The organism is Pseudomonas agarici (assembly GCF_001543125.1).
In the GTDB taxonomy this organism is placed as follows: Bacteria; Pseudomonadota; Gammaproteobacteria; order Pseudomonadales; family Pseudomonadaceae; genus Aquipseudomonas; species Aquipseudomonas agarici.
Map to the genome: position 1 here is coordinate 3,848,166 of NZ_CP014135.1, position 14,294 is coordinate 3,862,459.

The following is a 14,294-nucleotide window of genomic DNA, read 5'->3' on the forward strand; positions in this document are numbered from 1 at the left end:
ATCTGAAACAACTCTGCTGCGCAAGGATGTGTGCAGGATCAGGGATGATCGACTTGACCAGGATGGCCTCTGACAGGATGTTGGAAGATCAAAAGAAAAACCCGCTTCGGCGGGTTTTTTTGCGCCCTCGTCTTGCCTTTTCTTTATTTGAAATAGTCGCTCATACAGTGATTTTGTTCTGTGTTGCGAGCGCTGCTATGTTCTAAGTTCATACCAAACAAGGAACATGGCTCATGAGATTCGAGGACTTACAGGGGAGGTATTTGTTGCTGTGGAATGTCGACTCGTTTGAGTGGCCAGATAATATGCTACCTTACTTTGAAGTGTTCGAAGGTTACTCATTCAAAGGAAATATAACCTGTTTATTCAGCGAGGGGGCTACTGATAAAGAGATATCGGGGCGCCTTTATCATGACAGTGTCTCAGAGCGTATTTGCATCTCCTTCGATAGCCTGGTTGCTGATCCGGAGTGTGATGTAGATGGAAGCTTTTGTGAGATTTATAAGGCGCCGTCGGTTGAGGCCATGGATCGAATGCAACGAGCAACGCATTACAAAATCGTTGCAACCAGTGCGGGCGAGTATAATTTGTTACTGAAGAACTCCGAAGCAGGGAGTCCCGTCTTGAGATTCACAATAGCCGATGAGCTCCGCGAGCCGTCATGCGGGTATAAAACAGAGTAGTTGGCATGTTTTGACTATTGATTATCTGCATGCTGCGGGCAATGCAGTCGTGGCTGATTTGTTTCAACGTCTGCCGACAATTCTGCTCTAGATTCGTGCTGGCGCTCGTGTGTTCCAGGTACGAGCGCGGCTTTATTCGCCGCGTCTCGATATTCAACACATTTGCGAAACCGTCTGCGTCTGAATACAGATACGCACCCCATGCGGCTGCTCCTGTCGAATGCCATACGCCGGGCTCCTTTGAGTTTCCTTCGGTTATTCCTGCTGAAAGGTCAATTTATGAGAGGCTTCTGAGCCTCTTATTCTCAACAAGGCAGGCTCAAGCATTCATAACGCAAAAAGGGCAGACCCATTCTCCGGTACGTCGTACCTCGAAACAAATCCACCCTTTCACACCACGGCTGCGATCAAGCCAGCCGCCGTTTACTGCTGAACGATGCTGTAGCCCGCGAATGCTGTCTGTCGCTGGATCGCGGCGACGATGTTCTTGCGTGTCGCTGGCTGCTCGTTGCCTTCGTTATCCACAAACGTTTCACTCAGCAGTTCGGCCAGATCGCCATGGCCGGCAAAAGCGAAACCCAGGAATTCGTAGGCCTCGCGATCAGCGTTGGCCTTGGCGCGTGGCGTGCGCAACGGGAAGTTGACGCTGCTGCCGTCCTTGTGGATCACGAACACTTCGGCTTCTTTCTTGGAGCGCGTGGCCTTGCCTTTGCTGACGTTTGGGTTGCTCACCGCCTGGTGAGTCTGGTTCAGCACCTTGAGTGCCAGACCGTAGACCCATTCTTGGAACGCAGGGTCGTCCTTGTAGCAGGAGAGGATCCGGCTGATCGGGAATTTCGTGCTCAGGTCTTCCAATGCGGCGATATCCGCTGCCTCGGCGTCCTTGAGTTGCTTGAGCTGCCCCATGAGTTCGTAGGCTTGGTCGTCGTCAAAACGGTCGTGCGCCTGACGGATTGCCGTGCGCAATTGGCGAATCTCGTCGCTTTCTTTGGAAGTGTGGAATGCGTCGAGCACCATTTCACTGATGGTCTTGGCCTGGGCCACGTGCTGGGAAAGATTGATCGCGTTTTCGTATTCGTGCTTGGCGGACAAGGAGGTTACGGCTTCATCGGTATGAGAATCAGGCATCGAAATTTCGCTATTTCATTTAACGGGGTGTGAGACGCGAAATGCCGTGGGCATTTCCGGGCGCCTAATCTATTGGACCGACGCGCCGTTGTCACGGATCAGCGCGCGAGTGGCTCGTGAAGGACTCAAGACCTTCTGTATATTCAATGACTTACAATTTGATCGCCAAAATATTGGCGATAACGGCCTGCTTGTTGAGTAAAATCAATTAGACTCCAAAATAATGACACCATCATATTGATATCACTTGTAGAGGGTAGTCGGGGAACAACGGAATGTATTACCAGGGTTGGTGCTAGTCCTTTTGGATGCGGGTTTTGAAGCTTTTTTGCATATAAGGGATACCAGAATGCACCGGTCAGACGATATCGCCAATCTGTTCCAGAGGCTCGGTGGAAGTGCGCAGAGCTATCGGGAAATTGATCCGTCCTACGACTACGCCGAGGAGACCGCCACACAATTGACAACCAGCGTGAGCGACTTACAGCCGTTGGATGCGATGCCCCCGGTCGAGGCCTCGTTGCTGTCTGTTGAGGCATTGCTCGGATCTCAAACACCGGGTCCGACCCCGGTCGTCGAGCCTTCACCCATTGCCTCGGCGGCTTCAGGCAACCCGACATCCTTGAGCCGCCTGCTGGCGGAAATCGAGCAGCAGCGCGAAGCGGCTGTTGTCGATGTCCCGGCTTCGACCACTGTCCGTCCGATCCTGAAGCCCAAGGTCATCGCCGTGGTGTCGGTTAAGGGAGGGGTCGGCAAGAGCACTCTGGCCAGCGCCCTCGCGAGTACGATCAAGCGCTCCGGCGGACGTACCCTGGCGATCGACCTCGACCCGCAAAATGCCCTGTGCCTGTATCTCGGCGGTAATGAGCAGTGGCTGGGCATCGCTCAGCAGTACCCGAAGCCGCAGGGCTGGCGTCAGTTGATTCGCGAGGATTTTTCGGCCAGTCACTGTCTGGCCTACGGAGTGGTCAACGAAGAAGAACGCCTGGATTTCGAACACGATCTGCGTACCGACCCCCTGTGGCTGGTCCGCCACCTGAGCGATCTTGGGTTGGGCGAGCGCGACACGGTGATCATCGACACACCGCCCGGAGCGACGGTCTACCTGGCCCAGGCTCTGGCAATCGCCGACATCGCCGTGGTGGTGACTCTTGCCGATGCCGCGTCCTACACCAGTCTCAACCAGATGGAGCGGTTGCTCGCGCCCTATCTGCAGCGCGACAAGCCGTTGCAGTGCAAATACGTCATCAACCAGTTGGATACGTCCCGCCAGTTCAGCCTCGACTTGTGTGAAGTGCTGAAAAAAAGAACAGGCAGTCAGCTACTTGGCGTGATCCGTCAGGATCATTTCCTCGGTGAAGCACTGGCATACGACCGTCAGCCGCTGGCGCATACCCCAAGCACCCGAGGCTGCCAAGACATCCTCGATATCGCAGGCTCGCTGTGCGAACTGCTCATGCAAGGTCCGCCAGAGTCCGATTTGTCATGACCCGCGATCCATATCTCACGTCTCATCTGCCGAGGCGCCCTGAACAGCGCCTCAACGGTTGGCTGGCCCGCTTCAACCAATGGCCTGGAACGCTGCGCCGGGCGCTGATCCTCGCTGGCGCGCTTGTCGCTGGCCTGCTGTTGGCCAGCATCATCAGCGCCCCGTTGGACCTCTACACTCAGTGTCTGTTCGCCGCGCTGTGCTTCGGTTCGGCGTTGCTGATCAAGCGTCTACCGGGGCGCCTGCCGATCCTTGCGCTGATCGTGCTATCGCTGGTGGCCTCGCTACGCTATCTGTACTGGCGCCTGACTGACACCCTCGGTTTCGACGGTTGGCTGGACATGCTCTTCGGCTACGGCCTGGTGCTGGCCGAGATCTATGCGTTGGTGGTGTTGGTCTTCGGGTATGTCCAGACCGCCTGGCCGCTGCGCCGCAGCCCGGTGCTGCTGGCGGGCGATCCGAGCGAATGGCCGACGGTGGATGTGTTCATCCCCACCTACAACGAAAGCCTGAGCATCGTGAAGTTGAGTGTCTTTGCCGCGCAGGCGATGGACTGGCCGAAAGACAAGCTTCGGGTGCATGTGCTCGATGACGGTCGACGCGATGAATTTCGCCGGTTCTGCCAGAGCATCGGTGTCAACTACATCACCCGCGACAACAACGTTCAGGCCAAGGCCGGCAACCTCAACGCAGCGCTCAAGGTCACCGACGGCGAGTACATCGCTATGTTCGACGCCGACCATGTGCCGACGCGGTCCTTCCTGCAGATCGGCATGGGCTGGTTCCTCAAGGATCCGAAGCTGGCGATGTTGCAAACACCGCACTTCTTCTTTTCGCCGGACCCGTTCGAGAAGAACCTCAACACCTTCCGCGCCGTGCCCAACGAAGGCGAGTTGTTTTATGGCCTGGTGCAAGACGGCAACGACCTGTGGAACGCAACGTTCTTCTGTGGCTCTTGCGCCATTTTGCGCCGCAAGCCGCTAGAAGAAATCGGCGGAGTAGCCGTCGAAACCGTGACCGAGGACGCCCACACCGCGCTCAAGCTCAACCGCGCCGGCTACAACACCGCCTACCTGGCGATCCCCCAGGCGGCTGGCCTGGCTACCGAGAGCCTGTCGCGGCATATCAGCCAGCGGATCCGCTGGGCACGAGGCATGGCGCAAATCTTCCGCCTCGACAACCCACTGATGGGCAAGGGCCTGAACCTCGGCCAGCGCATCTGCTACGCCAATGCCATGCTGCACTTTTTCTATGGCCTGCCACGGCTGGTGTTCCTCACTGCGCCGCTGGCCTATCTGATCTTCGGTGCGCAGATTTTCCACGCCTCGGCCTTGATGATCATCGCCTATGCCTTGCCGCACCTGTTCCACTCCAACCTGACCAACTCCTGCATCCAGGGGCGCTTTCGGCATTCGTTCTGGAACGAGGTCTACGAGACGGTCCTGGCCTGGTACATCATGCCGCCGGTGGTGATGGCACTGGTCAAGCCGACGTTTGGCGGCTTCAACGTCACCGACAAGGGCGGGATCATCGACAAGGAATATTTCGATTGGAAGCTGGCCCGACCCTACATCGTGTTGCTGGCACTGAACCTGACCGGCCTCGGTTTCGGTATCCACCAGTTGATCTGGGGGGCTGCGGACACTGCTATCACGGTGCTGATCAACGGTGTCTGGACGCTCTATAACCTGATCATCACCAGTGCTGCGGTCGCGGTGGCCAGTGAGACCCGCCAGGTGCGCGCCGAACCACGGGTCCGGGCTGAGTTGCCGGTGAGGATCGAGTTAGCCGATGGCTGCGAAGTCTATGGCACGACTCAGGACTTCTCCCAGCGCGGCCTGGGCCTCAGGTTGCCGGCGGGAACCACGGTGGCGGCGGGGGAACGGGTGCGGGTGTCGTTGTTTCGCAATTCGCGTACCAGTCGGTTCGACACCACGGTGGTGTTCAGCAAGGGCCAGTACGTGGGCGCACTGTTCGACCCGCTGAGCCTGCGCCAGCAAAGCGAACTGGTCCACATGACCTTCTCCCGCGCCGATACCTGGGCCAGTAGTTGGGGCAGCGGCAAGCTCGATACCCCGTTGTCGGCCCTGCGGGAAGTCAGTGTCATCGGCCTGCTCGGCATGGGCACCCTACTCAAGGCCGTGGTCCTGCAAGCCCGTGACCGTCTGGTCGCCAAATCCGCTCCTTCGCAGCCGCTCGAACCCTTTATGGACAAGCCATGACCACCACATCCTCAGCACGCAGCGCCGTTCGCGGCCCCCGTCATCCGTTCATGCGCCTGGCCTCGTCGGTACTGGCTTCATCGGTGCTCTGTCTGGGCAGCATGACCTCCCTGGCCTATGCCGATACGGTGGTGGCGCCGACCGGCCCCGTGGTCGAGACGACTGCGGGCAGCTACAACCGCGACCTGACCCTCAAGCAGTTGGGCCGACTGGACACCATGAACTTGCAGGGTGTCGAAGCGGCCGATGGGGTCAATTTCGATATCCGCGCCGACGAAGTGGTCAATGGTGCGCAACTGGTACTGCGCTACAGCTACTCGCCGGCGTTGCTCGCCGACCTGTCGCAGATCAACGTGCTGGTCAACGACGAAGTCGCCGCCAGCCTGGCGCTGCCCAAGGAGGGCGCCGGCCAGCCGCAACAACAAGTGGTCCAGATCCCGCCGCACCTGATCACCGAGTTCAACCGGCTGCGCCTGCAATTTATCGGGCACTACACGATGCAGTGCGAGGACCCGCGCCATAGCAGCCTGTGGGCCAAGATCAACAACAGTTCGGAACTCAAGCTCAGCGTTTCGCCGATCCAGCTCAAGGACGATCTGTCGATCCTGCCGCTGCCGTTCTTCGATCGCCGCGACTCACGGCAGGTCAACCTGCCGGTGGTGTTTGCCCGACCACCGGATAACGCTGCCCTGGAAGCGGCGGGCGCGCTGTCGTCTTGGATCGGTGGCCTGGCGGCTTATCGAGGTGCCCGTTTTACCAGCAGCCTGGGGCAGCTTCCAGAGCAGGGCAACGCGATGGTCTTGATCGAAAGCCGAGAGGCCGTGCAACTAGGCGGCCTGCAAGTGCCGGCGCCCACCGGCGCGACCGTCACGCTGGTGAGCAATCCCAACGATCCTCACGGCAAGCTGCTGCTCGTCGTCGGACGGGATGGCGCGGAACTCAAACTTGCCGCTTCCGCTGTGGCTGTGGGCAGCAAAGCGCTGGTGGGTACCAGCGTTGTGATCGATCATCTCGATCTGCTGAGCCCGCGCCAGCCTTACGACGCACCGAACTGGCTGCCGTCCGATCGGCCGGTGCGCCTGGGCGAACTGATCGACACCCGGCAACTCAGTGTGTCCGGCTATAACCCCGGCACTATCAATATCCCCGTGCGCTTGCCCCCCGATCTATTCAACTGGCGCGAAGCGGGTGTGCCGCTGGACCTGAAATATCGCTACACCCCGCAGCAGGAATCCGCGAATTCCTCACTGCTGGTAAGTCTGAACAATACCTTCATGAAATCCATGCCATTGCCGTCACTCAAGAGCCTCGATGGCGGCGAGAACCTGCTGGCACTGCTCAAGAAGGATGAAAGCCTACCCCGCGAGGCGAATGTGCTGTTGCCCCTGGGCGTGGCGTCGCCGCGCTCGCAGCTGCAACTGCGTTTTATGTTCGACTACGTCAAGCAGGGCGAATGCCGCGATATCATCATCGACAACATGCGCGGCCTGATCGATCCGGATTCGAGCCTCGACCTGCGTGGCTTCAACCACTACATCGCCTTGCCCAACCTGGGGGTGTTCAACGACAGCGGGTTCCCGTTTACTCGTTTGGCGGACCTGTCACAGAGTGCTGTGGTGCTGCCGGACGGCAGCGGTCCGCAAGAGTGGGGCGCCTACCTGACGGTGCTCGGCCGGTTCGGCGAGTCCACCGGTTACCCGGCCACGGCGGTGACGGTGGTCCAGGCCAAGGATGTGCAAGCAGTCAGCGACAAGGACCTGTTAGTGTTCGCCTCGGGTGCCAATCAACCCCTGCTGGAGCAGTGGGCTGATCGCCTGCCGGCCAGTACCCATGGCGACAGCCATCGATTCAACCTCTCCGACCTGACCTTGCGCCTGCGTGAGTGGATCAGCCCGGATGCCCAGGCCAACCAGCGCAAGCCGCGCCTCCAGGTAACCTACAGCGGTGCCAACAGCAGCACCTACCTGGCCGGTTTCCAATCGCCGCTCAAGCCTGAGCGTAGCGTGGTGGTGATTGCCAGCGGTAAGCCCGAAGGCCTGGCCGATGCGACCGCCGCGCTGATCGGTGGCGACCAGTATAAGGACAGCATCCAGGGCAGCCTGGCGGTGGTGCAGGACAAGCGGATTACCTCGCTGGAGGCCTACGAGCAGTACTATGTCGGCTACCTGAGTCTGTTCAAACGGGTGCAATGGACCCTGTCGCAGAACTTATTGTGGATGCTGCTGGTGACGGTGGCCGGTCTGGCACTGGTGAGTGTGCTGCTGTTCCTGTTCTTGCGTTCACGGGCGCGGAAGCGCCTGTCATGAGTGTCGCTCGATGGTTCCTGCCTCGGCGCCTGGGCAGCCTGTTGCCGCTGGTGCTGCTGGTCTCGGCGACGGTGCATGCCGAAAGTTGTAGCGTGCAGAACTGGCCATTGTGGAAAAGCTACGCGCAGCGTTTCGTACAGAAGGACGGGCGCATGCTTGGATCGAGCATGGACCCCAACCAGAGCAGTTCCGAAGGTCAGTCCTACGGGATGTTCCTGGCGCTGGTGGCCAATGACCCGGAAACCTTCGAGGCACTGTGGCGCTGGACCCGTGACAATATGGCCGGTGCCGATATCGCCCGCAACCTGCCCGGTTGGTTGTGGGGGCCAACGCCCACTGGCACCTGGGGCGTGCTCGACAAAAACTCGGCCAGCGATGCCGATTTGTGGTTCGCCTACGCACTGCTGGAAGCCGACCGCCTGTGGAAAAAACCGGCGTACCGGGGCGATGCGCAACACATCCTCGGCTCGGTGGAAAAGACCCTGATCCGCGACATCCCCGGACTCGGCAAGATGCTCCTGCCTGGGCCGGTGGGCTATGAGCACCCGGATCAGTTATGGCGTTTCAACGCCAGCTACACACCGATCCCACTACTGCGTCGTTTCAGCATGCAGACGCCGTCCGGTCCGTGGAAAGCAGTCGCCGAAAGCACTGCGAAGATGATCGCGGACAAGAACATGAACCGCTTCGGATTTGTCCCGGACTGGATCGGCTATCGCGGCACGGATGTCAACAAAGGCATGTTCGTGGTGGACAAGTTCACCAATGCCCAGGGCAGCTATGACGCCATTCGTACCTACCTCTGGGCCGGCCTGACATCACCGGCCGACCCGCTGGCCAGGCCGATTCTCGACAATCTCGACGGCATGGCGCAATCCACGGCTTCCACCGGTGTGCCGCCGGAAAAGGTCCAGGTGCTGACTGGCGCCACCGAAGGAATCGGCCCCTACGGGTTCTCGGCGGCGCTGGTGCCCTATCTGCGGGCCAAGGGCCTGCCGCTGCTGGCGGACCAGCAGCAACGCCTGGTCGACCAAGCGCTGGCGCACTTGAGCAATCCGGCCGATCCGGCTTATCAACAGCACCAGTATTACCACGTGATGCTGAGCCTGTTTTCCCTCGGCTGGAGCGAGAAGCGCTATCAGTTCAATAAAGACGGCACCGTGAAAGTATCCTGGGAGGCCGCATGCGCCAGCAAATCCTAGCCCTGGCGGTGTGTGCCGCCCTGGCATCCGGCGCCTGCTTCGCCACCGACACCGACACCGACACCGTGCAGTCGCTGCTGATCCGCCAGGGTTATTATTGGCAGACCAAGGAAAAGCCCGAACGTGCCGCCGAGGCCTGGACCCGGCTGTTGAACCTGCAACCCGAGCAGCCTGACGCCTTGTATGGCCTGGGCCTGATCGACGTGCAGCAACAGCGCCTGGCTGGCGCGCAGGATTACTTGAACCGTTTGCAGGCGATCAAGCCGTTGCCGCGCCTGGCGTTGCAGCTTGAACAGGACATCGCCCTGAGTTCGCCCGACAAACAACAACGGCTGGAAAAAGCCCGTGAACTAAGCGATGCGGGCGAACGCGACAAGGCGGTCGAGGCTTATCGACAATTGTTGGAAGGCCATCAACCGCAGGGCCTGATCGCCCGCGAATACTACAACACGCTGGGCTTCGCCACGGGTGGCTGGCCCGAGGCGCGCAGCGGGCTGGAGCGGCTGCGCCGGGAGCGTCCGGATGACGCGATCCTCGACCTGTGGCTGGCATTGCACCTGGCGCGCAACCCCGACAGTCGTCCGGAAGGTATTCGGGCGCTGGCGCGGCTGTCGCATAACCCGGATATCGGCGGGAATGCCGACGAGACCTGGCGCTTCGCTCTGGTCTGGCTCGGCCCGCCATCGCGGGATCAGGTGTCGTTGTTCGAGCAGTATTTGCAGGCGCATCCGAACGACATGCAAATCCGTGCGCTGATGAACAAGGGTATTGCCCAGGGCCGAGGCGGCTCTGGCTGGCAGCGCGATCCCCATGTCGCGCGTGGTCTCCAGGCCCTCGATGCGGGTGACCTGGCCGGCGCCGAGCAGGCGTTACAGGCGCGCCTCAAGGACCAGCCCGGCGACTACGATGCCCTCGGTGGCATGGGCATCCTGCGCCAGCAGCAGAAGCGGCTGGACGAGGCGCAGAACTATCTGGTGCAGGCGACCCGTACCGCCGGTGGCGGCCAATGGAAAAATGCCCTTGAGGATGTGCGCTATTGGATCCTTCTCGACCAGGCCGGCGAGGCACAGCGCAGTGGGCGCCAGACCCAGGCACGGGAACTGATCGAGCAGGCCATTGCCAAGAACCCGATGGAACCGGCTGGCCCAACCGCGCTGGCCGGGCTGCAGGCCCAGGCCGGCCAACTGGAGGGCGCCGAAGCCGGTTATCGCCAGGTGCTGGCGCGCACGCCGAACTACCCGAATGCCTTGAGTGGGCTGATCACCGTGCTGTCGCGGGCGGGCCACTCCGATCAGGCGCTGCAACTGATCGACGGGTTGTCGCCGACTGAACAGGCGCGCTTGGCGCCCAGCGTGCGTGTTCGGGCGCTACGGGCCATCCAGGTGGCCAAGCTGGCCGAGCGTCGCGGCGATCTCGGTACTGCGCAGAAAGCCTACAAGGAAGCCCTGGCCGACGACCCGAAAAATCCCTGGACGCGCTTTGCCCTGGCGCGGGTCTACCTGCGCAACGGGCAAACCCAGATCGCCCGCGACCTGATCGACGAACTGCTCAAGCAACAACCCGATCAACCGGATGCGCTGTACACCAGTACCTTGCTCTCTGCCGAGCTGGGGGAGTGGACCAAGGCCCAACGTACCCTGGCGCGGATTCCGGCGGCCAGACGCAGCGCCGACATGAACGAGATGGAGCTGGATATCCGTCTGCATAGCCAGACCGAACTGGCGGTGGATGTCGCCCGTCGTGGCCAGCGGGAAGAGTCCTGGGCACTGCTGTCGCGTTGCGAGCCACTGGCCCAGGGCAAGGCCGAGCGACTGGCGGTACTGGCCAGTGCCTACGCCGAAGCTGGCAACCCGGACCGGGCGCTGAGCCTGATGCGCGGCCTGCTGGACAAGTCCGCCTCGACGCCGGACCTGCAACTACTGTATGCGGGCGTGCTGCTCAAGGCTGACCAGGAGGCCGAAGCCAGCGACATCCTGCGCCGGTTGCAGGGCCAGCCGATGAGCGAAACCGCAAGCAAGCGCTATGAGGACCTGGTGTTTCTCTACCGGGTCAAACAGGCCGACGGATTGCGAGAAAGGAATGATCTGGTGGCCGCCTACGATATGTTGTCGCCGGCCCTGCAACAGCGCCCGAACGACAGCCTGGCAGTCTCTTCGCTGGCACGCATGTATGCCGCCAGCGGTAATGTCGCCAAAGCCCGGCAGCTCTATGAGCCGCTGATCAAGGCCGATCCGGGTAACGCTAAACTGCAACTGGGCCTGGCCGAGATCGCCATGCAGGGCCGGGACTATGCCCTGGCCGAAAGCTCGGTGAACAAAGCCCTCGAACTGGAACCGGGTGTGCCGCAGACCCTGACCGCTTCCGCGCGGATCTATCGCGGCATGGGCCGGACCGGCGAAGCGAGTCGGTTGCTGCGCAAGGCCATCGAGATCGAAAACAGCCAGCGCAGCGACACCTATGTCGTCACTTCCGCCGGCTCGGCAGCCTCGTCCAATCCCTTTGTCGGGCTGGCCGGACAGCGGCGCCAGACCACGGCACTGGCCCAGGCCGCGCTGATTCCGCCGGCGCTGGATGGCCCGGCAACGGGACTGGGTGCGGAGAATCTGCAGCCGGTCCGGGCGCCAGTCGGGCGCCGGGCCGTGCCTGCGGCCAATGGTAGTGGCAATCCGTTCGACGACAGTTACGCTCGCGATACGGCACCGCGAGTGGGACTGAGTCCGGCGCAACTGGCCCTGGACGATATCCTCCAGGATCGCAGCGCTTATGTGGTGCAGGGACTGAGCGTGCGGAGCAACAACAGCGAAAAAGGCCTGGGCAAGCTGACGGATATCGAGACACCGTTCGAAGCCAGCATTCCCGTGGGGAGCGAGACGGCAAGTATGGCGTTGCAGATTACCCCGGTCTCGCTGCATTCGGGCAGCCCGGGCCGCTTCGCCCAGGCACGTTTGGGCACCAGCGGCCTGGAGTCGGTCGGCTCACAGAAAGACAATGGCGTTGGGCTGGCCGTGGCCTATCGCAACAAGGATGAAGGTCTTAAGGCGGATGTCGGAGTCAGCCCGCTTGGCTTTACCTACAGCACGCCAATTGGCGGGGTCAGCCTCAAGCGGCCCTTTGAGGCTAACTCCAATTTCAGCTACGGCGTCAGCGCTTCGCGGCGGGCAGTGACCGACAGCCTGACTTCGTTCGCCGGCTCCCGCGACCGGCGTACCGGTGATAAATGGGGCGGCGTCACGGCCAACGGTGTACGCGGCGAACTGGGTTACGACAACCAGAAATTCGGCGCCTATGGCTATGGTTCGGCGCACCGGCTGATGGGCCATAACGTCGAAGACAACGACCGTTTCGAGTTGGGCAGCGGCGTCTACTGGTACTTGCGCAATACCCCGGACAGCATCCTGACCCTCGGCCTCAGTGGCTCGGCCCTGAGCTATTCCGAGAACCAGGACTTCTACACCTACGGCCACGGCGGTTATTTCAGCCCGCAGACGTTCTTCGCCCTGGGCGTGCCGGTCAGTTGGTCACAACGTACCGAACGCTTCACCTACCGGATCAAGAGTTCGGTGGGGGTCCAGCATATCGGCCAGGACAGCGCCGCTATCTTCCCCGGTCATCGCGAGCTGCAACCGAACGCCACGGCGGCCGGACTGACGCGTTATGACGGCGAAAACAAGACCGGTATCGGCTACAGCTTCAACGCCGCTGGAGAATACAAGTTCGGCTCGAACTTCTTCCTCGGCGGCTCGCTGGGCGTGGACAACGCCAGCGATTACCGCCAGGTCATCGGTGGCCTGTACCTGCGCTACACCTTCGAGGACATGAGCGGCCCCATGGACTTGCCTGTCAGCCCTTTTGGCTCCCCTTATTCGAATTGATTCAACGAGGAATGGTTCATGGCTTCTTCTGTGCTCGCTGGTTTGACGTTGCTCGTGATTGGCGAAAGCCACATGAGCTTCCCCGACTCACTGATGAACCCGCTGTATGACAACCTCACCCAGCAGGGTGCGCAGGTCCACGCGATCGGTGCCTGTGGCGCCAACCCGGCGGACTGGGTCACGCCGAAACTGAAGCTCGACTGCGGCGCCACCCGCGATCCTGGCGAGAAGATCAAGGTGATGAGCCGTGGCACCTTGGATACCCAGCCGATCAAGGCGGTGATCGCCAAGGACAAACCGGACCTGGTGGTGCTGATCATGGGGGACACCATGGCCTCCTACAAGACCACGCCGTTTCCCAAGGTCTGGGCCTACCAGAGTGTCACCGCGTTGACCAAACAGATTGCCGACAGCGGCGTCAAGTGCGTGTGGGTGGGGCCGGCCTGGGGCAAGGCGAATGGCAGCAACACCCATGAAAACAGCTACGGCAAGAACCAGATGCGCACCCAACTGGTGTCCGGCACCCTGGCGAATATGGTTGCGCCGTGTACCTATATCGATTCCACGAAGTTCTCCAAGCCAGGCGAGTGGGTCACCTCCGACGGCCAACACTTCACCATTGCCGGGTACAAGTCCTGGGCGGCGGCCATCGGCAAATCCATCAGTGAATTGCCCGCGAACGCGGTCAAGGGAGCAAAACAGTGAAGCGGACTTTCAGCCTCGTGGGCGGTCTGCTCGGCGCGGTCCTGAGTACCAGCGCATTCAGTGCACAGATTGCGCTGTATCCCACCGGTCCCTCACGGGACTCGGCCTATCTGCGCTTCGTCAACGTCTCCGCCAGCGCCCTGGAACTGATACCGGAAGGGGCGAAGGCCAGCCTGAAGCTGGAAGGTGAGAAGGCTATCAGCGACTTTATCCCGGTACCTGGCGGCCAGCCGGTCAAGGGCACCCTCAAGCGTGACGGTCAGAGTGTGCCGTTGCAGGTGCAGGTTGCCGCAGGGGATTTCGCCACGGTGTTTGCCCTGGACGACGGGCACCCTGGCATCCGGCAATTGGTGGTCAACGAAGCCTTCGATATCCCGAACCAGCTCAAGGCGTCGCTGGCCTTGTTCAACGCCGACGCCGGGTGCGCCGACGCGCGAATCAACCTGGCCGGGCGCGATGTCGATCTGTTCCAGAAGGCGGCGACGGGCAATCCACGCCGCCAGGAACTCAATCCGCGTGCTGCGCTGGCGGTCCAGTTGATCTGCGCCAACAGGCCGGTCGGCGCGGCGGTCGAGCTAGGGCCGCTGGAGGCGAACAAGCGCTACAGCTTGCTGGTGTTGCCTTCGTCGACAGGGCCACGCCTTGTTACCACCACGGACAGCGTGTCCAACTGAATCGGAAGCACCT

At 61.1% G+C, this 14,294-nt stretch carries 8 protein-coding genes; 7 read left to right on the forward strand and 1 reads right to left on the reverse strand.

Features of this window, described 5'->3' with window-relative positions:
• Window positions 1-1,106 precede the first annotated feature (1,106 nt).
• On the reverse strand, window positions 1,107-1,811 hold the full coding sequence (locus AWM79_RS16930; protein WP_060783342.1) for a hypothetical protein: 705 nt from the start codon (window positions 1,809-1,811) through the stop codon (window positions 1,107-1,109).
• A 349-nt stretch (window positions 1,812-2,160) separates the two neighbouring features.
• On the opposite strand from AWM79_RS16930, the gene bcsQ reads away from it, so the two are divergent.
• Genes bcsQ through AWM79_RS16965 form a run of 7 tightly spaced genes read left to right on the forward strand, consistent with a single transcriptional unit; the run spans window position 2,161 to window position 14,281 of the window.
• Window positions 2,161-3,300 (forward strand): cellulose biosynthesis protein BcsQ, encoded by a 1,140-nt coding sequence (gene bcsQ, locus AWM79_RS16935; protein ID WP_060783343.1) that lies wholly within the window; start codon window positions 2,161-2,163, stop codon window positions 3,298-3,300.
• Entirely contained in the window at window positions 3,297-5,522 is a 2,226-nt protein-coding gene (gene bcsA, locus AWM79_RS16940) for a UDP-forming cellulose synthase catalytic subunit (protein ID WP_060783344.1), read from the forward strand. The genes bcsQ and bcsA overlap by 4 nt, the downstream gene beginning before the upstream one ends.
• Window positions 5,519-7,828: a cellulose biosynthesis cyclic di-GMP-binding regulatory protein BcsB gene (gene bcsB / locus AWM79_RS16945; RefSeq protein ID WP_060783345.1), complete on the forward strand. Its 2,310-nt coding sequence runs from the start codon at window positions 5,519-5,521 to the stop codon at window positions 7,826-7,828. The genes bcsA and bcsB overlap by 4 nt, the downstream gene beginning before the upstream one ends.
• On the forward strand, window positions 7,825-9,030 hold the full coding sequence (gene bcsZ, locus AWM79_RS16950; RefSeq protein WP_017132714.1) for a cellulose synthase complex periplasmic endoglucanase BcsZ: 1,206 nt from the start codon (window positions 7,825-7,827) through the stop codon (window positions 9,028-9,030). Before bcsB ends, bcsZ begins: the two co-directional genes overlap by 4 nt.
• Window positions 9,012-12,902 carry a cellulose biosynthesis protein BcsC gene (locus tag AWM79_RS16955; protein WP_060783346.1) on the forward strand — a complete coding sequence of 1,297 codons (3,891 nt, stop codon included), beginning with the start codon at window positions 9,012-9,014 and terminating at the stop codon, window positions 12,900-12,902. The genes bcsZ and AWM79_RS16955 overlap by 19 nt, the downstream gene beginning before the upstream one ends.
• 18 nt (window positions 12,903-12,920) lie before the next feature.
• Window positions 12,921-13,607 carry an SGNH/GDSL hydrolase family protein gene (locus tag AWM79_RS16960; RefSeq protein WP_017132716.1) on the forward strand — a complete coding sequence of 229 codons (687 nt, stop codon included), beginning with the start codon at window positions 12,921-12,923 and terminating at the stop codon, window positions 13,605-13,607.
• Window positions 13,604-14,281: a cell division protein FtsQ gene (locus AWM79_RS16965; protein ID WP_017132717.1), complete on the forward strand. Its 678-nt coding sequence runs from the start codon at window positions 13,604-13,606 to the stop codon at window positions 14,279-14,281. The genes AWM79_RS16960 and AWM79_RS16965 overlap by 4 nt, the downstream gene beginning before the upstream one ends.
• Window positions 14,282-14,294 lie beyond the last annotated feature (13 nt).

What these genes read in the sequence shown, in the direction of transcription:
- AWM79_RS16955 (WP_060783346.1), top strand. Translation starts at nt 9,012, where the DNA reads ATGCGCCAGCAAATCCTAGCCCTGGCGGTGTGTGCCGCCCTGGCATCC.
- bcsA (WP_060783344.1), top strand. Translation starts at nt 3,297, where the DNA reads ATGACCCGCGATCCATATCTCACGTCTCATCTGCCGAGGCGCCCTGAA.
- AWM79_RS16930 (WP_060783342.1), bottom strand. Translation starts at nt 1,811, where the DNA reads ATGCCTGATTCTCATACCGATGAAGCCGTAACCTCCTTGTCCGCCAAG.
- bcsB (WP_060783345.1), top strand. Translation starts at nt 5,519, where the DNA reads ATGACCACCACATCCTCAGCACGCAGCGCCGTTCGCGGCCCCCGTCAT.
- bcsQ (WP_060783343.1), top strand. Translation starts at nt 2,161, where the DNA reads ATGCACCGGTCAGACGATATCGCCAATCTGTTCCAGAGGCTCGGTGGA.
- bcsZ (WP_017132714.1), top strand. Translation starts at nt 7,825, where the DNA reads ATGAGTGTCGCTCGATGGTTCCTGCCTCGGCGCCTGGGCAGCCTGTTG.
- AWM79_RS16960 (WP_017132716.1), top strand. Translation starts at nt 12,921, where the DNA reads ATGGCTTCTTCTGTGCTCGCTGGTTTGACGTTGCTCGTGATTGGCGAA.